Source organism: Mucilaginibacter sp., assembly GCF_041660805.1.
Classification (GTDB): Bacteria; Bacteroidota; Bacteroidia; order Sphingobacteriales; family Sphingobacteriaceae; genus Mucilaginibacter.
Map to the genome: position 1 here is coordinate 34,016 of NZ_JBAZVP010000011.1, position 26,717 is coordinate 60,732.

At 42.7% G+C, this 26,717-nt stretch carries 15 protein-coding genes; 1 reads left to right on the forward strand and 14 read right to left on the reverse strand.

The window, feature by feature from the left end; genetic code table 11:
- Positions 1-18 precede the first annotated feature (18 nt).
- Positions 19-726, forward strand: a complete 708-nt coding sequence (locus WC743_RS15115) for an NUDIX domain-containing protein (protein ID WP_373013088.1) — start codon at positions 19-21, stop codon at positions 724-726.
- Positions 727-793: 67 nt separating this feature from the next.
- Here WC743_RS15115 and WC743_RS15120 read toward each other — a convergent pair whose 3' ends face one another.
- From WC743_RS15120 to WC743_RS15185, 14 genes are all read right to left on the reverse strand, one after another.
- Entirely contained in the window at positions 794-2,500 is a 1,707-nt protein-coding gene (locus tag WC743_RS15120) for a sodium/solute symporter (RefSeq protein WP_373013090.1), read from the reverse strand.
- Between the two features lie 81 nt (positions 2,501-2,581).
- Entirely contained in the window at positions 2,582-4,072 is a 1,491-nt protein-coding gene (araA, locus tag WC743_RS15125; RefSeq protein ID WP_373013092.1) for an L-arabinose isomerase, read from the reverse strand.
- A gap of 50 nt (positions 4,073-4,122) precedes the next feature.
- Entirely contained in the window at positions 4,123-5,487 is a 1,365-nt protein-coding gene (locus tag WC743_RS15130) for a glycoside hydrolase family 27 protein (RefSeq protein ID WP_373013094.1), read from the reverse strand.
- Between the two features lie 2 nt (positions 5,488-5,489).
- Positions 5,490-6,188 carry an L-ribulose-5-phosphate 4-epimerase gene (locus WC743_RS15135; protein WP_373013096.1) on the reverse strand — a complete coding sequence of 233 codons (699 nt, stop codon included), beginning with the start codon at positions 6,186-6,188 and terminating at the stop codon, positions 5,490-5,492.
- 1 nt (position 6,189) lies between these two features.
- Positions 6,190-7,893 carry a ribulokinase gene (locus tag WC743_RS15140; RefSeq protein ID WP_373013098.1) on the reverse strand — a complete coding sequence of 568 codons (1,704 nt, stop codon included), beginning with the start codon at positions 7,891-7,893 and terminating at the stop codon, positions 6,190-6,192.
- A gap of 340 nt (positions 7,894-8,233) precedes the next feature.
- Entirely contained in the window at positions 8,234-8,887 is a 654-nt protein-coding gene (locus tag WC743_RS15145) for an HAD family hydrolase (protein ID WP_373013100.1), read from the reverse strand.
- A gap of 99 nt (positions 8,888-8,986) precedes the next feature.
- On the reverse strand, positions 8,987-11,179 hold the full coding sequence (locus tag WC743_RS15150; protein WP_373013102.1) for a family 43 glycosylhydrolase: 2,193 nt from the start codon (positions 11,177-11,179) through the stop codon (positions 8,987-8,989).
- Between the two features lie 21 nt (positions 11,180-11,200).
- On the reverse strand, positions 11,201-12,520 hold the full coding sequence (locus tag WC743_RS15155) for a vanadium-dependent haloperoxidase (protein WP_373013104.1): 1,320 nt from the start codon (positions 12,518-12,520) through the stop codon (positions 11,201-11,203).
- A gap of 6 nt (positions 12,521-12,526) precedes the next feature.
- The gene (locus WC743_RS15160) at positions 12,527-15,877 is read right to left on the reverse strand and encodes a VCBS repeat-containing protein (protein WP_373013105.1); all 3,351 of its coding nucleotides are present in this window, start codon (positions 15,875-15,877) and stop codon (positions 12,527-12,529) included.
- 6 nt (positions 15,878-15,883) lie between these two features.
- On the reverse strand, positions 15,884-17,704 hold the full coding sequence (locus WC743_RS15165; protein ID WP_373013107.1) for a beta-galactosidase family protein: 1,821 nt from the start codon (positions 17,702-17,704) through the stop codon (positions 15,884-15,886).
- Between the two features lie 39 nt (positions 17,705-17,743).
- Positions 17,744-20,173 carry a sugar-binding domain-containing protein gene (locus WC743_RS15170; RefSeq protein WP_373013109.1) on the reverse strand — a complete coding sequence of 810 codons (2,430 nt, stop codon included), beginning with the start codon at positions 20,171-20,173 and terminating at the stop codon, positions 17,744-17,746.
- Positions 20,174-20,197: 24 nt separating this feature from the next.
- Positions 20,198-21,697, reverse strand: a complete 1,500-nt coding sequence (locus WC743_RS15175; RefSeq protein WP_373013111.1) for an RICIN domain-containing protein — start codon at positions 21,695-21,697, stop codon at positions 20,198-20,200.
- A 69-nt stretch (positions 21,698-21,766) separates the two neighbouring features.
- Positions 21,767-23,467, reverse strand: a complete 1,701-nt coding sequence (locus tag WC743_RS15180; RefSeq protein WP_373013113.1) for a RagB/SusD family nutrient uptake outer membrane protein — start codon at positions 23,465-23,467, stop codon at positions 21,767-21,769.
- Between the two features lie 10 nt (positions 23,468-23,477).
- Entirely contained in the window at positions 23,478-26,660 is a 3,183-nt protein-coding gene (locus tag WC743_RS15185) for a SusC/RagA family TonB-linked outer membrane protein (RefSeq protein ID WP_373013115.1), read from the reverse strand.
- Positions 26,661-26,717: the final 57 nt, after the last annotated feature.

A 26,717-nucleotide genomic window follows, 5' to 3' on the forward strand; every position in this document is an offset into this window, starting at 1 on the left:
TGAATACCGCACTTATAAATGAATAGATACTACAAGCAAAGCCGTGGTCTTAATGCTGTTGATTGTATAATTTTTGGCTTTGACGGAGAAAACCTAAAAATACTGCTTATAAAACGCGGCTTTGAGCCCGAGAAGGGTAAATGGAGCTTAATGGGAGGATTTGTACAGGAAAACGAAAATCTGGACCAGGCATCAAACCGTATTTTGAAACAGTTAACCGGGCTTGACGGGATGTATCTTGAACAGCTGCATACTTTTAGCGACCCTGCCAGGGACCCAATAGAAAGAACTATTTCTACCGCATATTTTGCGTTGATAGATCTTAACAAATATGAAAAGCAGATAAGCACCGAATATCATGCCGAATGGTTTGCACTTAAACGCTTACCCAAGCTGATATTTGATCAGCAGGAAATGGTTGAAATGGCTAAAAGGCGCCTAAGGTATAAGGCTGCCCTGCACCCCATAATGTTTGAACTGCTGCCATCAAGGTTCACTATCCCTCAATTGCAAAACCTGTACGAAAGTGTTTATAACACTACTATTGATAAAAGGAATTTTAGTAAGAGGGTGCTTGCTACCGGTCTGCTTATAAAACAAGACGAGAAAGATAAGTCGGGATCTAAACGCGGCGCGTTTTACTACCAGCTTAATATGCAAAACTATTATGCAAACTTTCAGTCATTCCTTAACTTTATACCTAACCCAACCCATCTCATTTTTTAATGCTGAGATGGGTTGGTTGTGGTATATTAAATAATTATTCTTGCCTACTTTGCTTTATCAGCATCTGTTACCAAAATTTAACATAAAGCATAGTAAGCAATACTAGTGTTACTATGATGAGCGCAAGTGTTGTGCGATCAACCTTGAACATGCTCTTAGGTATATCAAAAGCTTTAGGATTAACTTTAGGGCCCGCAAAGCTTACAACTACCATTACTAAAACAGTAAAAAAGAATGATAGCCCCATGCATATCAGGAACGGGATTTGCCAGGTGCCTTTGGCATCGCCGGTAGGGAATGCCGTGTACAATAATGTTTCGTGCCCAAATAAAGCCGGTGCAAAATTGTTAAACAATACCGACATGCCAAACCCGGTTAAAATACCCGCAATGGCAGCAGCCCCGGTGGTTCTTTTCCAGAAAAAGCCTAAAATAAATATGGCAAATATACCCGGGCTAATGTAACCGGTATATTTTTGGATGTAAGTAAAACCGCCTTCGCCGCTTATGCCTAAAAGATCTTTCCAGGTAAGCATTATAGAAAACACCAACGCTGCCAGGATAACTATTTTACCAACAATAACCATCTTTTTTTCGCTGGCATCTTTAGCAATGTGTTTCTTATAAATATCTAGGGTGAAAATAGTGCTGATACTGTTAGCTTTCCCGGCAAGTGAGGCTACAATAGCAGCCGTAAGCGCTGCAACAGAAAGCCCTTTAAGCCCGGTAGGCAAAAAGCCCAGTATAGCGGAGTACGCATTATCTGAATTAAAATGCCCGCCCGAATTCATTTCCTGTTGCAGGGCGCCGTTCTTATAAAGCACATAAGCTGCTATACCCGGCAACACAACTATAATAGGCATTGCCAGTTTCATTAAGCCAGCAAACAGGATCCCCGTACGTGCCGTTTTAAGATCGGCGCCTAAAGCCCTTTGGGTAATGTACTGGTTGCAGCCCCAATAGTTTAAATTAACTATCCATTGGCCGGCAAAATACATGGCAATACCCGGTAAGGCCAAATATTTATTGATCTCAGCTTGCGGGGCGCCGGGTTTAGGTTTAGCCATTATCATCTCGAAATGGTCTGGCGCATCTTTAAACATTGCGGTTAAACCGGCCATAGCGTCTTTGCCAAGGCCAAAGTGTTCGCTCACTAAGGTTAAAGCAATGTAAGTGGTAGCAAGGCCGCCAATAACCAAAACCAATACCTGTATAACATCGGTAAAACCAATAACCTTCATGCCGCCAAGCGTAATAAACAAGGCAAAAATGGCCAGTGCTATAATAATCTCATGTAAATAGCCCCCACCAACTAAACTGTTAATAGCAAGCGCACCCAAATAAAGTATAGAGGTAAGGTTTACAAGCACATACAACAACAACCAAAAGATAGCCATAATAAAGCTTACCGTTTCGTTATAACGGTTATGCAGGAATTGTGGCATGGTAAATATCTTGTTTTTAAGATACACCGGTATAAACCATACTGCCACAATAATTAAGGCAATAGCAGCTATCCATTCATATGCCGCCACGGCCAAGCCAACTGCAAAACCTTGCCCGCTGGTACCAATAAATTGTTCGGCAGAAATATTTGAAGCGATTAGCGATGCGCCGATGGCCCACCAGGTTAGAGAGCCTTCGGCAAGAAAAAAGTCCTTACTGTCTGATACCCCTTTAATTTTTTTCCGGCTGTAAACCCAGTAGCCATAACTGGATACCACAATAAAATAGATCACAAAAATAAAGTAATCTATGCCTGTAAACTTGTTCATAATTTGGTTTTAATTAGAGTTAATTGGAGTTATTTAGAGGTATAAAACAGGCAGTCATCCCGCTGCCTGTTTTATACGCTTCTATCTGTAAGCTATTTCGTTCCAGCGTAATTCATTACGAAACTGTTCTATGGTAGTGCCTTTGCCAATACGCATAAATTCAATACCGGCCATATCTGCAAAATCCTGCAGATGTTCGGCTGTTAAATTCTGACTATAAGCTGTATGGTGCGCCCCACCGGCATATATCCATGCAGCGCAGCCGGTTTTCATATCCGGAAGTGGTTTCCAAAGCACCCTTGCAACCGGCAGTTTAGGCAGATCGTTCTGTGGTTCAACGGCCTCTACTTCGTTTATTAAAAGACGGAAACGGTTGCCCATATCAATTAATGACGCGTTAAGTGCATTGCCTGCAGCTACATTAAAAACCAAACGCGCAGGGTCGGCTTTACCGCCAATACCTAAGGGGTGCACCTCTAATGCAGCTTTCCCATCGGCTAATGATGCATCTATCTCCAGCATATGCGAGCCTAAAACTAATTGGTTATCAGGGTCAAAATGGTAAGTGTAGTCCTCCATGAAGGCATTCCCGCCTGCAAGGCCGCTACCCATAACTTTGAAAGCCCGCACCAGCGCGGTAGTTTTCCAGTCGCCTTCGCCGGCAAAACCATAACCATCGGCCATCAGGCGCTGAGCCGCTATACCCGGCAGTTGGATCATCCCGTGCAGGTCCTCAAACGTATCGGTAAAACCTTTAAAACCACCATCCTGCAGAAATTTACGCAGGCCCAATTCAATTTTAGCTGCCTCATAAACTGATGAATAGTTTTCACCACCCTTTTTAAGCGGGGCATCCATGGTGTAGGTTGTTTCATACACATCGGTAAGTGCCGTAACATCGGCCTCACTTATGCTATTTATAACTGCAACCAGATCGCCAACGCCGTAAGTATTCACTGAGAAGCCAAATTTAGATTCAGCCTCTACCTTATCGCCATCAGTTACGGCTACAAAGCGCATATTATCGCCAAAGCGGGCAAATTTTGCGCCTTGCCAATCATACCAGCCAGCAGCGGCGCGCGTCCAGCTTTCAATCTGGCCTAATACCTCTGTATCCTGCCAGTGGCCAACCACTACTTTGCGGTTTTTACGCAGGCGCGATACTATAAACCCAAACTCCCTATCGCCATGCGCGCTTTGGTTAAGGTTCATAAAATCCATATCTATTGAACTCCAGGGGATATCGCGGTTATACTGGGTATGCAGGTGCAGCATTGGTTTTTGCAGTATATTTAAACCCCTTATCCACATTTTAGCCGGAGAAAAAGTATGCATCCAGGTAATTATTCCAATACAGTTTGGTGCTACGTTAGCCTCCTGCAGGGTGGTGTAAATTTCATCTGTTGATTTTACCACAGGCTTATATACCACCCGAACCGGGATGTTACCGGCATTGTTTAACCCTTCGGCAATGTGTTGCGAGTGGATTGCTACCTGCTTAAGGGTTTCCTCGCCATATAAGTTTTGGCTACCGGTAATAAACCATACTTCAAAGGTTTTTAGATCTATCATTGTATAACTGTTGATTTATTGAATTAGAGAATTGGTGATTAAGATTTATACTATTGCGATGATAACCTGAGCAATATTGCGCCATGCAGATTAATAGTTTGGCTATAGCCATTTTTAAACTGGCCAACATCCTGTTTCTGCCACAGGTTGCGCACTTTTACTTTTCCTTTAAGGCCTATGGCTGCAAAATCAATAGCAACTTTTTTATTAACGTCGCCTATGTTAAATAGCGCCGCATAAATATCCTTACTACCCGGGATATGTGAATACCAAACCATTGCACCGTCCTTTTTATAAAGTTGTTTGGGGTTTTCGCCCTGCTGGTTTACTGCTAACACTTCAGCATTTGTGAATAGTTTAAGTTCCAGGTCGCGGTTTTCGGGCAGGTTGCCGCCAATCATAAGGGGCGAGCGGTAAATGCTCCAGAAAGTCATATGTGTGTACTGTTCATCTTCGGTAAAACGGCTGTAACGCTCTTTGCCAACCGGCCCTCGTTTAGAGAGTTTACCTATCTGTATCATATCGCAATCGGGCCAGTGGCCGGGGCCGCCAACGCCTTCCCAGCTTTTGGCATAATCAAACATATGCAGTATTTCTTTCCAGTTATCCCAAAAATCATCGGCCATCCGCCACATATTGGCATACTTGGTAGCATGGGCTGCCTGCGCTATAGGGGTTTCCCCGGGCGAAAGGCTCAATACCATTGGCCTGCCACAGTTGGCTATTGCCTTTTGATAACCTTCAACTTCGGGCGCGCTGTAAGGGCGCGAAAGGTCATCAACTTTTATAAAGTCTACCCCCCAGGAAGCATAAAGCTCCAATATAGAATTAAGGTATTCCTGGGCACCGGGCTTGCTCATGTTTAAACCATACATATGGTTCATCCAGGGGCATTTTGAATTGGTATCTGCAACCATATCTGCTGTAATACCGTTAGTCCCTTTTATCGGGGATTTTGCCCATACTGCCTGGCGCGGAATTCCACGCATAACGTGGATCCCAAACTTTAAACCTTTGCTGTGCACATAGTCTGACAGGGGTTTAAAACCATCTCCATTAAATGCCGAAGGAAATTTATTGGGCTGAGGCATTAACCGGCCCCATTTATCCATTGTAAGCCATGGCACATAAGACCCATCCCCTAACCGCATCTGAAACGGATTGCCAATATTACTCCCCGGAGGGTTGTCATAAGCCCATAAAAAATCAACTACGATATATTCCCAGCCATATGCTTTTAAATTTTGGGCCATATAATCTGTATTGGCCTTCACCTCATCCTCGTGCACTGCCGACCCAAAGCAATTATAGCTGTTCCAGCCCATGGGCGGTGTGGCTGCTATATTATTTTGTGCAGATAAAGTGCCGCCAAAGCAAATGCAAAAAAGCAGCGTAAGTAATTGTGATTTTTTCATTTTTATTGTCCGTAGTATGAATCTGGGCCGTGTTTGCGTTCGAAATGTTTTTTTATAAGGGCATCCTTTAAGCGTGGTGAGTTAGCATTTATCTGTTCGGTAAGGTAGGCCATGTGGGCAATGCTCTCTAAAACTGCACTGTTATAAACGGCTTTATCGGCAGTTTTTCCCCAGGTAAAGGGGGCATGGTTACCAACTAAAACCATTTCAACTTCCTCGTAACTTAAACCCAATTCCTTAAAATGATCAATGATCTGGAAACCTGTTTGATACTCATAATTTCCTTGTATCATTTCATCGCTCATGGGTGGCGCGCATGGCACATCGGCAGTAAGATGATCGGCATGTGTAGTACCAAATATGGGGATGCAGCGTTGTGATTGCGCCCAGGCTGTCGCGAAGGTAGAATGGGTGTGTACTATGCCCCCAATTCTGGGCCAGTGCTTGTATAAAACAGCATGCGTTTGCGTATCTGAAGACGGGCGGTGATCGCCTTCAATTGTTTTGCCATCAAAATCTACTATCACCATTTTATCCGGCGATAATTCATCATAAGGTACGCCGCTTGGCTTTATAGCAAATATGCCCCGTTCCCTATCGGCAGCGCTTACATTACCAAAGGTAAAAAGCACTAATTGCAGTTTTGGCAATTGCATATTAGCTTCAAAAGCTTCCTGTTTCAGTTCTATATATTGGCTCATATTATATGTTTTGTAGTTGGCTTTGAGTTTTTACAGCTGTTTGCTGCGCTATATAGCCGCCAAAGGCCTTGTATTGCTGATAGCGCTTTTGATAAACAGCATGCAGTTGCGGGTTGGGCTCATAGCTCTCTTCAAAACCGCGCCCCATGGCCTGCATAGCTGCTTCAACATTAGGATAAATACCAGCTACCACCGCCGCAAACATGGCTGCACCTAAAGCACAGGTGTGTGTAAACTGGTGAATGCGGATAGGCATGCCCAAAACATCGGCCATCATTTGCATTACAAAAGGCGATTTTTTGGCTACACCGCCAATACCTATGATACCTTTAACCGGGATCCCTTCGCTTATAAAACGTTCTACAATGCTTTTTGCGCCAAAGCAGGTAGCTTCTGCCAAAGCACGAAAAACACGCGGGGCATCGCTACCCAAATTCAAACCATTTATAGCGCCTTTCAGCTCCTGATTGGCATCGGGCGTGCGGCGGCCGTTAAACCAGTCTATAGCCAGTTCATTATCATCATCAACGGGTAACAAAGCGGCTTGCCTGCTTAGTTCAGGGATAATTAACGCTGATAATTCTTCTTTTAAAGCCTCGGCTGTAGCTGCGTCTATCACGTTAGATTGATCGAGCAAATTATTTAAGGGCCATGATATTAAATTTTTAAACCATGCATAAGTATCGCCAAATGCAGACTGCCCTGCTTCCAGGCCGGCCATTCCGGGTATAACCGAACCATTTACCTGCCCGCAAATACCCTTAACCAGTTTACCTTCGATCTCCGCCGATGGTGCAACCAATATATCACAGGTAGAGGTACCCATTACCTTGCTGAGGAAATAAGGTTCTATCTGCCCGCCAACAGCGCCCATGTGCGCATCAAAAGCCCCTGTCCCAATAACAACATCGGTGCTAAGGCCTAATCTATCCGCCCATTCCGGGCTTAAATAGCCTGCGGCTTTATCTGCAGTATAGGTTTCTTTATAAAGTTTTTGAGTGATCCCGGTTAACAGGGGATCGAGCGAGCTAAAGAAGCTATCGGGCGGTAAGCCCCCAAACTCCTCTGCCCAAAGTGCCTTATGCCCCGCAGAGCAGCGCCCACGTTTAATATCTGCTGCGTTAGTACCCCCTGTTAACAGAAAAGGGATCCAATCGCAATGCTCTACCCAGGAGTGCATGGCATCATTAACAGCATCATCAACCCTTAAAACATGTAAAAGCTTTGCCCAAAACCATTCAGACGAGTATATACCGCCAACGTATTTAAGGTAATTTGTATCAAATTTTTCGGCATGCGCATTTATTTCAGCCGCTTCTTTTATAGAGGTGTGATCCTTCCATAAAACAAACATGGCATTAGGATTGGTTTTAAATTGCGGCAAAAGTGCAAGCGGTGTACCTGTGGCATCAACCGCCACCGGGGTAGACCCCGTGGTATCTATTGATATGCCTTTAATAAATTTGGCTATATCTGTACCTCCGGCAATGCTTATACAGTCCTTTATAGTAGTTTCCAGCCCCTCAATGTAATCTAAAGGATGCTGCCTGAATTGGTTTAGTGTAGGATCGCAATATAAGCCATCACGCCAGCGTGGGTAATAAAACACGGATGAAGCAAGTTCTTCGCCGTTTTGGCCATTAACAATTACTGAACGTACAGAATCTGACCCATAGTCGATTCCGAGCAAATAAGCGGTTTCCATAAATTGGTTTATAATTATTGTCGAATTAACACTTATTATTTCTTTTTTCAAATAAATACCTCAAAAATATTTTTCATGCAAGTCACAGATTTGTTACAATTAATTAAAAAAGAGGCCAATATATTACAAAACCAAAAAAATTTCTCAGTTAGCCAATAGCTGATTAAAGAAAAAATATCGGAATTGAATGTTTAAATTACATTAATAAAAGAGAGATACCGTACCCCTGGTATTGGCAGACGCATTAAAACAGTTACAGTATGTTTAATCATACATTGAGCGAAATGAGGCTCCGATGGGGGCCCTTATCACCAGATGCTTTCTTATCACTATGAGCTTGTTAAACTAATAAGCCTTTTAGATAATCGGTTGTATAGTCTGATGAAAAGTTTAAAATATTGGGGAGGTAAGAAAACTCCTCAGCTTGATGCGTTGTGGTTAGTACAACACATCGCATTTGAGCATTTTCGGCCGCCTCGGCCCCTTTTGGCGTATCTTCAAAAACAACGCATTCAGCCGGTGGCACCTGGAGTAATTCGGCAGCCTTCAAAAAAGTTTCGGGATGAGGCTTGCTTACTTTAACATCGTCCGCACTCACAATAGCCGAAAAGTATTTACGTATATTAAGGTTATCTAATACAAAATCGATGTTAAACGGTATAGCGGCAGAAGCAATGGCCATTTGGATGTGATGCCGATAAGCAGTCTCCAAAAATTCTCTCAACCCCGGCAGCAAACGCAGTTTAGGTAAAAAAGCGCTTTGATAACGTCGCTCCTTTTCAAATGAAAGCGCTGTCATCTGTTCATCAGTAAAATGGTTTTCACCGAACATCCGTGTTAATACTTCGCTATTTTTCCCATACATGTTCTGTTTAACCTGCTCATAGCTAAAGTTGCCCCCCAGGTCGTTATTCAGAATATCTTTCCACGCAATGGTATGGTAAGACATATCATCTATCATAGTGCCGTTAAGGTCGAATATAAACGCTTTCATACGCCCAAACTTACAAAGCATAAATACGACATAACCAATTTTTTTAATTTTTATTTATAACTATAAATTGATTTTAGGTTACAGGTTAAGATGCTATTCTTATTTTAATTTCACCGGGCTTATACCTTCATGGGTAGGAATTACCTGTTCAATTGTGCCATCGCCGGCAAACGTAAGCTTATCAATACAAACCTCACGGTTATAACCCGCAGCATTCCCCATGGTAATACCTTTAGGATAAGTAAAGCGGTGATAAACTATATACCACTCATCCTTACCGGGTAATTGTATTACAGAATTATGGCCGGTCCCGTAGATACCTGCCGTTGCGTTCTTTGCTATTACCGTGTTGTTTTGAGGCACCTTAATTGTACCAAGCGGTGAATCTGATGTCCCGTAATGCACCGCATAATCAGGGCTACGGGTATCATTTTCCGACCACATAAAATAGTATACACCCTTGCGATAAATAACATAAGTCCCTTCGTTATAATGCTTATCCGGTGTTAATATTTTAGTGGAATTTTGTTTTAATGATACCATATCGTCATTCAGTTCGGCACCGGCCATATAGCCATTGCCCCAGTACAGATAATTTTTACCCGTTTTAGGGTCGGTAAAAACATCGGCATCAATTTGCTGCCCTCCTTTAACACCCGCCGGGAGGCTATCTATCAGCGGTTTGCCTAAGTCAGCAAAGGGGCCTGTGGGGCTATCTGCCGTAGCTACCCCAATTTTTTGCCCTGCCGCGAAATAGTAAAAGTATTTATAGCTGCCGTTTATCTTCTTTTCTATTATGCATGGAGCCCATGCATTCTTTTTTGACCAGCTTACATCTTTTGGCAGATCAAGTATCACACCCTCGTCTTTCCAATTAACCAGATCGACCGAGGAAAAAGCTTTAAAATAATTGCCAGCCCAACCGTCGAAACCATCACTTGTGGGATACATATAAAACTTACCATCTTTCCCGGCATATAATATTTCAGGATCGGCATAGTAACCTTTAACAATAGGGTTATGGGTTTCACGTGCGTTTACTTCATAAACCTGTGGCTTTTTATCGCCAATGGTTATTGTGTATTTAACTGCGCCTTTAGTAAAATCCCGGGGAGTATTAGGTACAACCTTAATACCGGGAAAAATGTTAAAACCAGGATCAAATCTTCTTAGATCGGTACCCGGATTTACCATAAGCTGCAGCCTGCTGGCAGCCGTATCTAAAACCATATTGTTCGTTTTTATCTGCCGGTTGTTAGCCGATAGCATTACATCGCCGCTATTGGCCCATTGCCTGGTTAAAGCGGCGGCTTCTTTTGCCGTTATGGGCATTACAGTGCCATGCCGAGGATGGAAATCCATGGTAACGTCGTCATCAATAGTTGCAAAATGTTCCAGATCACTACTGCGGGTAAACTGGTATTTACCTTCAGTGTAACGGTCATACATTAATATATAATCGCGGCTGTTGTTAAGCTTAAAAACGCCTGCGCCCTCAACCGGCGATTTTGTTTGCTGTACATATTTATCAATTAATGTGTAACCTCCGGTAAGTTTATCAGACACCGCTATTTTTATCCCCGCCCCGGAGCCTTCCGTTTTAAAAAAAAGATGGTATTTGCCGTCTTTATAAATAATATCACCATCTATACAGGCGCCGTTATCTGGCTTAAAAAACAATTGCTTAGGCACGGTCTCAAGACCCGAAAAATCTTTATTGGCATACGCGTAATATATTTTGTCAGGCTCGTTACCAAAACGCATTGACCAATAGATCATATATTTTTTTACCGTGGGATCATAAATAGTTTGTGGTGCCCATACGCGGTTAACACCTACAAATTCTTTAAATGTTTCGGCAACGTTTACAACGTGCGATTGCCAGTGAATAAGGTCGGTAGATTTTAAAAGCACCATCGCATAATCAGGCCCCCAGCCAAACTTTTCGGTATTCATATCTGTAGCTACCATAAAAAAAGTTTCCCCATCAGCGCCACGAAGAATATGCGGATCGCGAACACCCCCGGTTGAGCTAATGCCTGCCGAATTTAAAACCGGCTTATTATGATTAAGTGCCCTGAAATTATAACCATCATTACTCAACGCGAAGCGAATGGCTTCCCCCGATTTATCTCCGGTAAAATAGGTGAATAAGTAAGCGCTATAAGGGCCGTTAGCAACTGCCTTTTTATCAGGATGCTTAAACGGAGGTTTCGCATTCCCTAAGAAAGGGCACAAAGCAGCAATGGAAATAATTATTAAAAAAAATCTTATCGTTCGCCAGTTATTCATATTCAGATCGGTATTAATGTTTTAATTTTTATTCATTTTTTGAAGTACCCAGCCCCCTACACTGTTACCCTGTACCAAGCCATTTTCAATAGCATCTTTAAAATGTATACCGCCCAAAAACCGTGAGATAGCGGCCTCTTTTGCAGCCTGATTAAAAGATGTGAACTTACGGGGCGGTATGCCGTAATTTATCTCGGTGTTATCGGTATAACTAAAATCAGGGCCAAAATAATGCGTAAGTATGACCGCTGAAGCTGCCGATACTACAGAATGCCCGCTGCTATATTCAGGAAAGGGCGGTGTTTGTAAAAAGGGTTTCCAATGCGGGTCAATATACTTCCTGATGGCTGTTTCGGGCCTAACCCTGTTGGTTTTATATTTATCGGCCCAGCAACTGATAAACCCATCCATAAGTCCTATTGCTACGGTTGTGGTAACCTCAACTGTTTTGGAAAAGCCGGCCTTTGATTGCTTGCAGGCAATACCTGTAATGCCCAGCCAGTGCGCACCGGGCGATATTTTCTTTAGCCCCATTACCATGTGGCCATCATTCTGCACTGCAAAGGGGTTGCAATCCCAAAAATTTGCAATGTCTTTTTCGCCGGCAGTAAGCCCATTTTCGCCCTTAGCATAGTTCAAAAGCAAAAATTTGTAAAAAGCACTGGTTTTTTCAGTGGAAAAAGGCACAGGCGAAACTGAGCGGAATTGAAAAGAAGAATCGAGCGTTAAAGGCCTTAAGGTAAAAAAATATGGCTCTACAGGCGCCATATATGATGGCGGCGTAGGGTCCCAGGTCCCGGCATTGCCTTTAGGGGTATAACGTGGATAACTACTTATCTTCTTATACCCGTCTGCCCGTGCATAAGTCAATATCTGTTTGCTTATAGCAACAGCATAGCTTAACGAACTATCAATAACGGCGTTGGTAAAGCCTATTGCCCTGCATGAATCTAAAAACTGCTGTTCTTCCTTTTTAAGCAAAACACCGGATGGCTGTAATTGCTGGGCCGTTTTATACATGGCTAATACCGCACTAAGCTGGTAGTTACTACCTTTTACTACATAGGTTTTATTTAAAGCCGGATAATTATTTAAAACTTCGTGCATGTTTTTTATATGCAGATCGTTCTCTGAAACTACTTCATAACCAGCCAGGCATGTGTAAGCAAAAAAGCGCGCGGCCAAGGGCGGGTTGGTTACGTCGTGTACCATTATATTGGTCATTTGTGCTATAACCTTGTTAATATCAGGGCCGTGTAATTCGGGCTGCTTAGCCGGGCGACAGCTGCAGATCAGCATAAAAAAGCTAACTAACCACGATATAAAAAAGAGTTTTTTCATTTTAATTTATTGGTAAGCCTTAATGCCTGTGCCGTTAATTCCAAACAAATAAGTACCGTTAATTTCCATTACCGACCTAATGTCCCCTGTTAATTTAAACCCCGACCTTTGCTGCGGGATATAGCTAAACCGCCCTTTACCATCGCCCTTTAACAGTACGCCATAGTTTGCATCGTATTTTCCAAACCTTACGCGGGTATGGTCAATGTTACCGCACATAAGCAGGTCGTTATTGCCATCACCATCATAGTCTAATAAATTTATGGTAAAAACGGGGGCGTACTGAACTTCAGAGGGTAGCGGGACCATAAGTAAGCGGGGTTTCCCTGTGCTGACAAAGCAGGCTGTAGTAAGATAGTTAGCTGTTAAATGCCCGGCATTTTTCATTTCATCGGGTGTAAACACCTGGTTTACGGAAGCATCAGCATAGCTATTATAATCCGGAAAGCGTGACCGCATCATGCTTATTTGGTCAAGCAGTTCATCACGGGTTAAATAAGGATAACTTTTATGCTGAATATAAAAGCAAAGTATAGGGTCAATTGAACCATTGTCGTCAAAATCTTTATAATACATTTCGGCAGGTTCCTGGTCAGTAGCCCGGCACTGCGTATTCAGCCCCATATTTCCGGCTATAATATCGGGATGCCCGTCATGGTTAATATCTGCAACAGTTAAACAGTTCCACCAGCCGGTATAACTTTTACCAAAGTATTTGTTAGTGGCGTTTATCAGCTTCCCGCTTTTGTTTTCAAAAACCATTAATGGCATCCACTCTCCTGCAATTATCAGATCGGGGGTTTTATCACCATTCATGTCAGCCCAGGCGGCACAGCTTACCATTCCTATATGCTTTAATGAGGGGTTAAATACCGCTGTTTTATCGGCAAAGCTACCTTTGCCATCGTTTATCAATATAAAGCTTTCAGGTGCCTGAGGATAATTACCAGGTACTACCCTGCCGCCAACAAAAAGATCAGTAAATCCGTCGCCATTTATATCAGCGGCTTTTACGCAACCTTTGCTGCTCAGCATTTTGGGTAAAGCATTATTGCTTTTTGTAAAATTGCCCCGGCCGTTGTTAATGTAAAGCCTGTCCTGCAACAAAGGGTCGGCGGCGGTATAATCATTATACCCACCCGAACACACATACAGATCGGGTTTACCATCATTATTGGCATCAAAGAATAGAGCAGCGGTGTTGGTACATTTGCTATCTGCTTCAAAAGCGGGTTGCTGCGTTAATTTAAATCCGCCGGCTTTTAGCTGCAGGTACAAATTACCCGCTTTACCGTTATCACCACCCACATAAATATCTTCAAGGCCATCGCCATTTACATCAGCTTTAACCATACAAGGCCCTGAAAACGACAAGGGGTTAACCATAAGCGGCTGGCGTTTAAAATCGTTTACACTGCTTTTAGCACCGGCATATTTAAAAGGTGCGGGCACTTCTTTAAATATACTTTTCAGCGGAGTGGGTTTTACATAATTCACAGGGGCATCCTGTTCATTAAGGGTAAGCAGCCTATTGGCATTTATATTTTTAAGCAGCTGCGTTTTACCGCTTTGCCATATTACCCGCAAAGAATCAGCCTGTGTATCGGTACCCAAACCAAAATGCAATACCGTGGTAACTGTAGACTGATAACCACGTGTAGGCATCTGTTCCAGATATTGCTTTTTACCTTTTGAATAGATCATGAGCTTTGCTCCTATTCCCTGTGTATTCTTATCCGCCCCCGTCAATTTTACCAACAGGTAATGATTTTTACTTTGCGCCTGTGAATTATTTTGGTAAATAAGCGCTTGTTTGTTAATGTTATTCACTACAAGGTCCAGGTCGCCATCATTGTCAAGATCAGCATAAGCTGCACCATTACTATTGGCCGGCTGACTAATACCCCAGGCAGCACTAACGTTATTAAAAGCGGAGTTACCGTTGTTCTTAAAAAAATAGCTTTTAACCTCTGATGAAGGCATTTTTTCTACCAGATTTAACAGATCCTGGCGCATGGCCTGCCTGTTACGCAAATTATCGCCCACATACTTCAGGAAATCCATGTTGGTATAATCGCGGGTATAACCGTTGCTTACAAACATATCTTTCCAACCATCATTATCATAATCTGCAAAAAGCGGCGCCCAGCTCCAGTCGGTATTAGAAACTCCGGCAAGCTGCCCGATTTCGCTGAAGGTATTATCGCCGTTATTTTTTTGCAGCATGTTGCGCATGTATTGGTAATAAAAGCCTACCCTGAGGCTAAGATTAAAAGCCTCAAAATTATCAGCACCAAAAAGCATTTTTTGGCGGCGATTATCCTCAGGCAGCATATCAAGTGAATAAATATCAGGCAGCAGGTCATTATTAAAGTCAGCGATATCGTTTCCCATTGATGAAAAAGATGTGTGGCCCATCTGCCGCTGCAATTCATCTATAAACTTGCCTTTGCCATTATTGATATATAACCTATCGGGTATATTATAATCGTTAGATATGTAGATATCGGGGTTCCCATCGCCGTTAATATCGGCAATGCCCGCGGCCAGGCCATAAGATAATGAGGTATTAATAATACCCGCGGCAGATGTTACATCAATAAAAGAACCGTTGTTGTTTTTAAAAAGCCTAATGCCTGCTTCAGGGTCAGTTTTGCTCATCAAATCGGCAACCGATACTTCATCCAGGGTATTCTCGCGTTTAGGATTATGGTTAACCAATAACAGATCCAGATCGCCATCTTTATCATAATCGAAAAAATAGCCCTGTGTGCTAAACGAAGAAAAATTAAGTCCATAGTTAGCCGCCATCTCTTTAAATGAAGGTACCCCATTACTATCATTGCCCTGGTTTATGAATAACTGATTACCCCTTTTTTCGGCCCTAAGCTTACCGGAATAACATACATAAATATCTAATTTACCATCGCCGTTCACATCAGCAATACTAACACCGGTTTTCCATGGGCCGGGCCGGCCGGCAACACCGGCAGCAGCGGTAACTTCTGCAAACTGCAGGCTTCCCTTGTTCAGGTAAAGCTTATTATCAGTCATATTACCGGTAAAGTACAGATCCTGCAGCCCGTCACCATTAAGGTCGCCTACGGCTACACCACCACCATTGTAAAAATATTCATACATCAGCACATTGGTGTTTAACCCTTCGGTTAATGTATTATTAAAATCAACGTGGGTCTTTTCTGCCGGCAGTAAAGTAAAAAGCGTGTTTTCTGATTCGCCGTCATTGGTTGATGGGGTTGTTTTACAGCTCCATAATAAAGCAATGCAAGTTATAGCCAATGTTAACTGTCTTAACAATAGCGGCCTTGCTAACCCACCCGGGAACCTTGTAACCATACTATGTTATTGCAATTTATCCAGGATAGGTTTATCCAATCCGGTTAATTCTTTTATTCCGGGCTTTATCAGCTCCAACACTACCACTTCGTTTGTTTTTTTAAGCCACTCCTGTGGCACATAAACTGTTTGCTGGGGGCCTACGCTCCAATAACGGCCAAGGTTGTGGCCATTAACCCATACGACACCTTTTCCCCATTTGCTCATATCCAAATAGGTATCCCCTATTTCTTTTAATGCAAACCTGCCTTTCATTAAAACAGGCGACAAGCCAGTGGCATTGTTGCTGTTAACCTTAATAGCGTTAATATTATTCATAGGTAAGCTATACATTTTCCAGTTGCTGATCTCCTTTTTATTAAAGCTCACCTCGCCGGTTATGCCTTTTTTGTTTTGCAGCAAATACTTACCAAAATTTATACGCCCTAAATTTTCAACCAATATATCAACCGTTACGTTGCCTTGAGGCAGGTTAAGAGCAAGGCTATCCTGCTTTAACCGCCTGTCTAATATACCAACAGTTTTGCCATTCAGCATAATCACAGCATAATCGCGTAAGCCGTTTATTTTCAACATTCCATTTTCGCCCCCTTTAAGCACGGTACGATATAAAACAAAGCCATAATCTTGCGAGAGCTCTTCAAAAGTTAATGGCCTGCTGTTAACTTTTGGTGCAGGTAATACATTTAATAAACTAATGCTTTGCGTTAATTTGACAGAGGGGATATGGATAGCTTTTTTTGATGCCGGCACGGGTGGTAATTTTTGCCCAGTGGGCATGTTTTTTTGTATTACCTCTCTAAATGCCATGTATTTAGGTGTTGAATTACCTGCTTCATCAAGCGGGGCATCGTAATCATAACTGCTTATCTGGGGTTCAAAGGGGTCTTTATCATTATAATTGGCCCCATTCATAAAACCGCGGGTAGTACCGCCATGAAACATATACATATTTATAGAAATGCCTGCCGCCAAAACAGAATCAAGCCGGCCTACGTACTGCTCAGCAGGCACGGTGTGGTGTTTAGTGCCCCACCAGTCAAACCAGGCCGGATACCATTCCGCAATAAAGAAGGGGCCTTTGCCATTATTGTTTTCTTTAACCAGCCTTTTAACTTTGCTTACCTTGTCAACGCCGTTAATTGCAGCTAATAAGCCTGGCAGGTGGCCATCTTTTATGGCATCTTCGGGGTCGCACGTATATAACAAGCCATCAAAACCGGCATCAATGAACATTTTACGGTTAAGAGCAAGGTAATCTTTATCGTTGCCGTATGAGCCATATTCATTCTCTATCTGCACCATTAAAATATTGCCGCCATGGTTAATTTGCAGCGGCGCCAATTGCTTACCTACTTCATTTATATATTCCCGGTATTCTTTGATGTATTGTGGTTCTTTGCTCCTAACCTCTAAACCTTTTTCATTTTGCAGCCAGTAAGGGTAACCGCCAAACTCCCACTCGGCACAAACATATGGGCTCGGTCTTAAAATTACCCACAAGCCTTCGTCGCGTGCATCATTTACAAAGGCCGCAATATCATTATTGCCGGTAAAATCATATACCCCTTTTTGAGGTTCGTGCACGTTCCAAAAAACATAAGTACCTATGGTATTAAGTCCCATTGCTTTAGCCATTTTCATTCGCTGGCGCCAGGCCTCGCGCGGCACACGGGTATAATGCATTTCGCCGGCTATTATCTGCAGCGGTTTCCCGTCGAGCAAAAAGGTGCTATCGCCTAAGGCAAAGGTGTGGTTATTATTTTGCGCCTTAAGTTTACCGCCTGATAGTAAAATAAATAAGATGAGTATTTTAAAAAGTTTCATAAAGTTTAGAATGTAGGAGGTTATTGTTTTGTAAACTGCCTATTTTACTGTTAAAACAATCGTTTTTGTTGTAAGCCCCGGTGAGCTTAGCTGCACGGTAACTTTACCCGGTTTACCACTTGTTTGTATGTAAGCCAATAAACGCCCGTGCACAGCTGCCCTTACCGGCGACTGATAACTTTCGTGGCTGCTTGTGCTGCCACTTTCCAGGCCTAATAGTTTAGCGGCACCGGTAATAGACACTTTAACCAGGTTATTTGCATCAAAAACAGGGTTACCGTTTTTATCAGTTATTTGTATTTCTACCTGGCTAAGCCCTTTTGTGTTCTTGCCAAACATGGTAACGTCGGCCGACGCCTGGATATTTGATGCCCCGGTATTGGTTTTGATAGTATAGCTACCAGCCTCAATACCGTTATTATATCCCTTCACTGTTAACTCGCCCGGCTCATAGGCAACCTCCCATGAGGGTATATTGCTGCTTGCTGCACTGCGCGACAGCTTACCAAGTGATTTACCGTTTAAAAAGAGTTCTGCTTCCTGACAGTTTGTAAAACAATCAACCCGCATTTTACTGTTTGCCGGCCAATTCCAAACCGGCTGGACAGATTTATGGCTCCAAATACCTCTATCCTCGGCTATTTTAAGCTCCCTTGCGCCTATGTAAACCATAGGTTTACCGGCCCAAATACTTTGCCTGTAGAAATATTCGGGCTTTTTAAAGCCTGCAAGATCTAACAGCCCTGCACCGTTGCTGCGTTGCGGCCATTTACCAGCCTCTCCCAAATAATCAATCCCGGTCCACAAATACTGGGCTGATATGTATTCGTTGCTATCAACGGCGGCCCAGGCCTGGCGCTGCATACCGTTTTCACTACCATAAATAATACGGTTGGGGTATTTTTTATGATCTTCGGGATATCTGTATTCCTGGTAATTATAACCTACTACATCAAGCTCCTCGGGGAACCCTACTTCGTTAGACATTACCACACCTGCCAATGCTGCTGTAACAGGGCGTGTTTTATCAACAGCCTTAACAGCTTTAGCTAATTGCCTGGCAATAACAGTAAGTTGACTGGCGGCAGGATGATCAGGCAGGTAACCTTTACCATATATCTGCGGGTTTCTGCCTGTATTTAATATTTCATGCGTATAGGGGTCATTAGGATAATCAATTTCGTTGCCAATACTCCACATAATAATAGATGGGTGGTTACGTGTCCGCATTACCATATCAGTTACATCGCGCGTGGCCCATTCCTTAAAATATTGATGGTACCCGTTTTTTGAAGGAGTACCCACATTCCAGCCTTTAACCCATTTATTTTTCCCTTGTTCCCACTCATCAAAAGCTTCGTCTATCACTAAAAAGCCCATACGGTCGCTCAGGTCATATAAATAATCGGCATGCGGGTTATGGCTAAGGCGCAAGGAATTTACCCCAGCCTCTTTTAGTATTTTAAGGCGGCGCACCCATACTTCAGGGGGTACAGCAACACCTAATGCACCGGCATCATCATGTATACAAACCCCTTTAAGCTTGGCGCTTTTCCCATTTAAAAAGAAACCCTTATCCTTATCAAAAGCAATGCTGCGAATGCCCACCTGCTGGTTAACTACGTCAATTTGCTTACCATTGCGGCTTAGCTGTACCTGTAATTTATACAGAGAGGGGTTTTCTACATCCCACAAGCGGGGTGAGTTTATTTGCTTCTCAAACTCTGTTTGCTGACTGCCCGGCTTTACACTAAACTGCTTTTGCAAGGAAGCAGCAATTTTACCGGTATAGTCAATAAGGTTTACTTTTACACCTATTAGAGCTGTATTTTTAGTGCTATTGGTAATGTTAACCTTTACATTTATTTCCGCTTTTTCTGCGGATACCTTTGGCGATGAGAAAGCAACATCCCACAAACCAACATGTACGGGATCTTTAACAACAAGGTACACGTTACGATAAATACCAGAACCGGTATACCACCTTGAATCAGCAAATTCGCTATGGTCAGCCTTTACCGTTATGGTGTTTTTACCTTTATAGTTTAAATACGGCGAAAGTTCATATTGAAAAGCAATAAATCCATTTGGCCGTTTGCCTAAATAATGTCCATTAATCCAAACCTCGCTATTTTTGTAAACACCATCGAAATAAATAAAAACCTGCTTATGCTGCCAGGCGGCATCAGCAATAAATGTTTTTTTATACCAGCCTATGCCACCTGGTAAATAACCAGTGGCACTGGCCCATTCCTCACTAAAAGGCCCTTCTATACTCCAGTCATGAGGCAGATCAACAGTTTGCCATTGGGCATTATCGCTTCCCTTTTCCGCGCCTGGGATATCACCCTTGTGAAAACTCCAGGCCTGGTTAAACAATACAGGCCTGGCTAAATTTTGTGCCTGTAAAAAAACCGGGAATAAAAGACCTGCTAGCAAGTAAAGATAATGGTAAGGTGTTTTTTTCATAAGTTATTATTTATTGTAGTATCACTATTGTTGAACAATTTGCCACTGTTGGTTAGCATCGCTATTTAATGGCCACTGAATAATAGAAGCACCTTGTGTGGTTACTGCTCCATTTACATCAAGCACCTGGCTACTATTGCGGTTGGTAACCTTGTACAATCCTGTTTTAATAGTATTAAGCTGCCATTGCTGGCTGTTGCCGCCGCTCCATTGCTGCTGTATAACACCCGCTCCGTTAGCTGTTGAAGCCATATTTATATCAAGCGCAAGACCACTGTTACGATTGGTAATTTTATAGTAACCGCCACCATTATCTGTTATTAGCCACTGTTGATTATTGCCTCCGTTTTGAGGCCATTGAATAATACCCTCGCCATTTAGGGTTGAAGAACCGTTAACATCAAGCGCCAGGCCGCTATTAAGATTAATAAAACGGTAAAAGGCCGAAGGGTAAAAAACATCAGTACCGCCTGTACCCACACCCCAGCCATACTGAAGCCTGCTAAGGCCAGCCACGTTGGTATTTGTTACACTAAGGCTGGTGCCCGTCCCGTTTAGCTGCTGCATACTGTAGCTGTCGCCATTACGGATACCAGGCCAGTAAACACTGCCCATGCCATAGGCACGAACCTGGTTAGTTAAACCCTGCATATAAGCAATTTCCTGATCGGCAGCTATTGCTCCGGTGTAATTTTTCGCGGTAGTCATGGGCACTCCAAACTCTGTTAAAACAGCGCGGTTACTGTAGCTGCCTATATTTGCTTTAAACCGGTTCTCCCAATCGGCAGCAGTTATATTTTTTCCGTTACTAAAAAAAGTATAGTCATGTATGGCTAAAAGGCAATTAGAAAACCTGCTATCAGCCCCAACACCTGTAATATCCTGTGAGTAAGAGGTACCGCTTATAAGTATGCGCCCTTGCTGCACAGATGGATACTTGCTTAACCATTGCGCGCATATTGTTGTCCAATCGGTTAAAGAATAACCATGTGGTTCATTAAATATCTCGAAATAAACACGAGAGTTGTTTCCATATTTATTGACGATGGTTTGCCACATTGACCAAAACTCCGAAACATTGTCAATTTTCCCGTCCAAAGACGATTTGGCTTCCCAATAGCCCAATATCACATTCATTTTTTTACTTATCGCTTTGTCTATAACCCCGGTGTAGGCATTCCACCATAGTTGCGATACTGTGGAATAATTAACAGGCAACCTCAGCGTATTGGCACCGGTGTTTGCCTGGATGCCCGACAGAACAGCATCGGCCTTTGCAGATATTGTTGCGTAACTATCTGACGATGCAAGGCCGCTTAAAACTAATATACCATCGCTAAAATTATCGCCATCAGCCGCCCAGTTTATCCCCTTTAGCGCACTTGCAGGATCGGGTGTGCCGGTTGCAACTTCGGGTTCCTTTACTGGATCAGGGCCGGCGGGCTTGTTCACATTTGTGGTTTCTTTTTTACAGCCAGTATATAATAAACATAACGCAGCGAATACAAGAAATACTTTTTTCATGATAAGAGTTTAATTAATAAAAAAAGGGGGTGATGGCAATCCCACCGGCCCCCTAAATCTCAACTCTTATTAGTATCCTGCGTTTTGTTGCAACTGACCACCAGATGTTTGTATCTCTGTTCTTGGTATAGGCAACCAGTAATGTTTAGCAGAAAAAGCACGACCGTCTAAAGCTACTTTTGGCGTATATGAAAAACTACCATCAGCATTTTTGGTTATGATAACCCCGCCTGCGGGTTTATTCTCAGTAACATCAGCTATTTTCCATCTGCGTACATCATAGAAACGATGCTCTTCAAAAGCAAGTTCTACACGGCGTTCATAACGTACCGCGTCACGCATTTGTGATTGGCTTAAGCCGGAAGGAAGCGCCGGCATATTCACAGTAGGGCGCGCCCTTATCATATTTATAGCAGTACGGGCTGACAGCGTTGCACCTGCAGGCATTACATCGGGCCCGTAGGCTTCGTTGGCAGCTTCAGCAAAGTTTAACAATACTTCTGCATAGCGTAAATATATCCATGGCTGGAAACCTGCATTACCCCATGGGTTTTGCAACGGATAAGCATCATTCATAAACTTTTTAAGGTAGTATCCGGTTTTGGTTGTATTCCAGTTACTATCGCCATCCCTGCTGTCTTTACCACCTGGTATAAACGCTTCAATAGTACGCTCACGATAAGGAGCCCCGTTATATAAAACGGTAGCTGCAAAACGCGGGTCGCGGTTAACATAAGGGCGTGCCGGGTTATAACCCGAGGTTGGATCAGTAATGGGTTTTCCATTATCCATCTCATAATCATCAACCAGATTTTGTAAAGGTGTGTTACCGGCCCAACCGCCATATCCGTTTGGCCCGTTTGCAATTTCAAGATGCACGTGGTTGGCATTTTTGGTGTACAAACGTTCAAAGATGGCCTCGTTTGTTTGATTGGTTAAAAACAAATTACCATATCCGCCGGTGTAAATACCATACTTGTTAAGGCTAATAACCTCCTGCGCTGCTGAAACCGCATTTGCCCATGTGCCCGCATTATACAAAGGGCTGGCAGCATAAAGTGTTAACCTTGATTTTAAAGCCAAAGCTGCACCCTTTGTTGCACGGCCTAAAAGCCAGCTGGCATCGTTATCCATCGGTAATTTGGTAGCGGCATCAGTAAGTTCGCTAACTGCATAATCTATACTCTCTTTAATTGTAGCCCGTTTAAAAAGTGCAGGGTCTTGCAAATCGTCTTCTAAATTAACAACCTTATCACCCATTAAAACTACGCCGCCATAATTCCTTATCAGGTCTTGATATCTAAAGGCCCTTATAAATTTAAGTTCGCCTTCGAGATGTGTTTTATGAGCTGCGCTGAACGGCAGTTTAGATAAAATGCTTAACGCGTAATTACATTCTCTTATACTGCGGTAGCTTCTGCCCCATAATACGCCCGCGCCCCCAAGATTCTCGGGTGCTAACTGGCCTCTTTGAACCAACCAGGTGGCATCATCGTTATTATAGATAGACTCGTCGGTAACAGAGCTCCACATGCTGTACTCAAAACCACGGCCAAAGCCCGGGTTTGTGCCTTCGCCTTCTTTATCCTGCAGTTTGGCACCTATATAACGGTTGGTTACATAAGCCTCAAAAACCGCAGTATCACTCTCTATAGCTGATGTGGCAATCCTATCAGTAGGCTGCACATTCAAAAAGTCCTTTTTGCACGCAGTTATACACATTACGCCAAGTATGGCTGTATATAATTGCTTCCTATATTGTAATTTCATTTTGTTAATTTTAAAATTTAACGTTAACGCCCAAGTTGATAATTCGTTGCTGAGGGTAGAACTGCCCGCTTCCGCTGGTTCCCTCCGGGTCATAGTCTTTAACCTTTGTTATGGTAAACAAGTTAAATGCGCTTGCATAAAGCCTTAAACCTGATAACTTAAGCTTTGACAAAAATTGGCTATCGAAATTATAACCTAGCTGAACGTTTTTCAACCTTAAAAATGAAGCATCATTAAGCCAAAACGTATTATTATACTGGCCGCCGCTTATTGCACTTGAAGCACGATCTGTTACAAGCGGATAGGTACCATTAGGGTTTGAAGGGCTGTAGCGATTATCTGCCCAACTAGTGTAAAAATTGCCTATTGTTCCTGTTTCTGGTAATACATACTGGCTAACCTGAGCCTGGCCTGCAAACAAAACAGACAGGTCAAAATTCTTATAAGCAGCGTTTAAAGTAAACCCATAAGTAATTTGTGGTATGTTACCGTATTTAGTCCGGGTTTGGTCATCAGCGGTTATCTGTCCGTCATTGTTATAATCCTCATATTTAAGATCACCTACTTTTGCACCGGATACATGCGGATAACCATCTAATTCTTGCTGGCTGCGAAATATACCTATCGCGTTATAAAGCTGGTAGGTATTTAATGGCCTACCGGTTTGGCGCTGATAACTCAAAGCACCGGCAGCCTCATCAATAAATATTATTTTGCTTTTTGCGTAAGTGAAGTTACCACTAACACCCCAGCTAAAGTCTTTACCGCTGTTGTTATAACCAAGCGTTCCTTCAAAACCTTCGCTGTTTACTTTACCTATATTTTCTGAGGGCACCAACGGATCAGATCCAAAAGGGTTAACTATACCTGATGAACCAGGCAGTGAAGCATTTCTGGAAGCTAAGATATCAGACCTTTTTTGTTGGAAATATATGGCCTCTAAAGTAAAGTTGCGCAAAAATACCGCGTTGATACCTATATCCAGTTTTTTAGCAACTTCCCAGGTGATATTAGAGTTGGCAAGTTTTACAAGATTAACATTTGGCTGAATAACATTTGCATTGTCTTGAGGGCTGTATGCTACAAAGCCATTGTTTACTAAAACATAGTTGTCAAAATATTGGAAACCATTTACGTTATCGTTACCCAATGAACCATATGAAGCCCTGATCTTTAAATCGTCAAAGAATTTCACTTTGTCCTTAAACCAGCCTTCTTTAGAAATACGGTAGGCAACTGACGCAGAAGGGAAATAGCCCCACTGTTTGCCGCTTGGGAATATTGAGCTACCGTCTGCGCGTAACTGGCCTTCAAAAATGTATTTTTCATCGTAATTGTAACCAACACGGCTTATTATGCTTCGGCGGGTATAGTTTGTACTATAGCCAGAGTTTAAATAGTCGGTTGCGGCATTACCACCCTGAGACAATTCAGGAAGACTTGATGAAAGGTAATTGTAACGCGTAGCATCAAAATAATCTAAATGATTTTTACTTTGCTCATAACCTACAAACGATTCGATATTATGTAAACCAAACTTTCTGTTAAAGTTTAATTTAATGTTTGAAGTAATAAGCGATTGGTTGTTCTGAGATTGAAACAGCACAGCCTTTTGATTATTACCACCAACTATACTGCTGTTATAATTATCGTCTGACTGACTATAGCTATACAATACATACGGCTTAGAAAAGTTTTTGTTAAATGCGTTTGATTTATCTACAGAAAAGAAACCATCAATAGATAAACCCTCTATACCCGGGATAAGGTAACTGCCCCTTAGTATACCATTGTAAACCTGGGTTGGGTTATTTACAGTACCGCCAATATCTGTTACCTGTACGGCAGGGTTATTAAACTCAATACCTGTAGAAGGTAAACCATTAGGATAAAAAGCTGCAACCGTAGGGTTAGCCCTATATATTGATCTGAATATATTACCTGCACCTACCGTTGGGAATACCCTATTTTCTTCTCTGCCTGATACAGACAAGCCAACCTTAAATCTTTTGGTAACGTTAGCATCAATATTTGAGCGGAAATTGTACTGTTTATACTTGGTAGCACCATTTTTGTAGATCCCGTCCTGGTATAATGTACCTAACGATACAAAGTATTTTACATCGTCGTTACCACCATTTACTGACAGGCTTTGCTGATTTTGCAGTGCAGTGCCTTTAAGCGTTGTACTTATCCAGTCGGTATTTGGATAATTTATCGGATCAGACCCATCCTTGAATTTTTGGAGCTGCTCATTAGAATATATCTGGTTTAAGCCGCCTCCCTGGTTTGAATTATAAGCTATCTCGTTTCTTAACTGTGCGTAAAGTGCCGCATCAGCCATTTGCGGTAAGCGCGTAGGCGAACTAAAGCCCTGGTTAAAGCTGTAGTTAACAGTTGGCTTGCCGGTTTTACCTTTCTTAGTGGTTACCAGTATTACGCCATTTGCTGCCCTGTTACCATAAATAGCTGCCGATGCATCTTTCAATACCGACAGGCTTTCTATATCGTTAGGGTCAAGTCGTTCAAGCCCTCCAATTTGGCCTGGCACACCATCTACTACAATTAGTACGTTATTACTACCTGTAGTAGCAAGGCCACGCACGGTTATGTTAGAGCCATCATACCCAGGCTCACCGCTTCTGTTGTTAATAACCACCCCAGAAAAACGGCCGGCAAGAGAATTTGAAACATTGGGCTGCGGGCTTTTTACCAGCTCGGCACCTTTTACCTGCGACACTGACCCTGCAAGTGTGGCTTTCTTTTGAGTACCGTAACCTACTACTACTACCTCATTTAAGGATCTTTCGTCGGCAGTTAATTGAACACTTACGTTGCTTTTGCCGGTAATCACCACTTCATGAGGGAGGTAACCAATAAAAGTGAACACAAATACAGCATTTGGGTTAGCTACTGTAATAGTGTACTTGCCATTAACATCAGATACTACGCCCTGGGTTGTGCCCTTAACCGAAATAGTGACTCCCGGTAACGGACTTCCTTTTTCGTCAGTTACGGTTCCGGAAACTGTAACATCGACTTGTTTTAACTCACTTAAGGTAGGGGTAAATTTCAATGCTGAGGCCAGAGACGCCATAGGTACACATAACGGAATAATACCCGTAAGTAAAATACCTAATGCTTTCCTGGTTCTCCGGTGCGGTGAAAACTCATTGAGTAATTTTTTTTTCATGTTTAAAGTTTATTAATTGGTTAATTTCTGTTAATGATACGTCAAGGTAGCTGGCTC

Bases quoted from the DNA above. Each gene is read 5' to 3' on its own strand.
- WC743_RS15115 (WP_373013088.1), top strand. From the start codon at position 19: ATGAATAGATACTACAAGCAAAGCCGTGGTCTTAATGCTGTTGATTGT.
- WC743_RS15120 (WP_373013090.1), bottom strand. From the start codon at position 2,500: ATGAACAAGTTTACAGGCATAGATTACTTTATTTTTGTGATCTATTTT.
- araA (WP_373013092.1), bottom strand. From the start codon at position 4,072: ATGATAGATCTAAAAACCTTTGAAGTATGGTTTATTACCGGTAGCCAA.
- WC743_RS15130 (WP_373013094.1), bottom strand. From the start codon at position 5,487: ATGAAAAAATCACAATTACTTACGCTGCTTTTTTGCATTTGCTTTGGC.
- WC743_RS15135 (WP_373013096.1), bottom strand. From the start codon at position 6,188: ATGAGCCAATATATAGAACTGAAACAGGAAGCTTTTGAAGCTAATATG.
- WC743_RS15140 (WP_373013098.1), bottom strand. From the start codon at position 7,893: ATGGAAACCGCTTATTTGCTCGGAATCGACTATGGGTCAGATTCTGTA.
- WC743_RS15145 (WP_373013100.1), bottom strand. From the start codon at position 8,887: ATGAAAGCGTTTATATTCGACCTTAACGGCACTATGATAGATGATATG.
- WC743_RS15150 (WP_373013102.1), bottom strand. From the start codon at position 11,179: ATGAATAACTGGCGAACGATAAGATTTTTTTTAATAATTATTTCCATT.
- WC743_RS15155 (WP_373013104.1), bottom strand. From the start codon at position 12,520: ATGAAAAAACTCTTTTTTATATCGTGGTTAGTTAGCTTTTTTATGCTG.
- WC743_RS15160 (WP_373013105.1), bottom strand. From the start codon at position 15,877: ATGGTTACAAGGTTCCCGGGTGGGTTAGCAAGGCCGCTATTGTTAAGA.
- WC743_RS15165 (WP_373013107.1), bottom strand. From the start codon at position 17,704: ATGAAACTTTTTAAAATACTCATCTTATTTATTTTACTATCAGGCGGT.
- WC743_RS15170 (WP_373013109.1), bottom strand. From the start codon at position 20,173: ATGAAAAAAACACCTTACCATTATCTTTACTTGCTAGCAGGTCTTTTA.
- WC743_RS15175 (WP_373013111.1), bottom strand. From the start codon at position 21,697: ATGAAAAAAGTATTTCTTGTATTCGCTGCGTTATGTTTATTATATACT.
- WC743_RS15180 (WP_373013113.1), bottom strand. From the start codon at position 23,467: ATGAAATTACAATATAGGAAGCAATTATATACAGCCATACTTGGCGTA.
- WC743_RS15185 (WP_373013115.1), bottom strand. From the start codon at position 26,660: ATGAAAAAAAAATTACTCAATGAGTTTTCACCGCACCGGAGAACCAGG.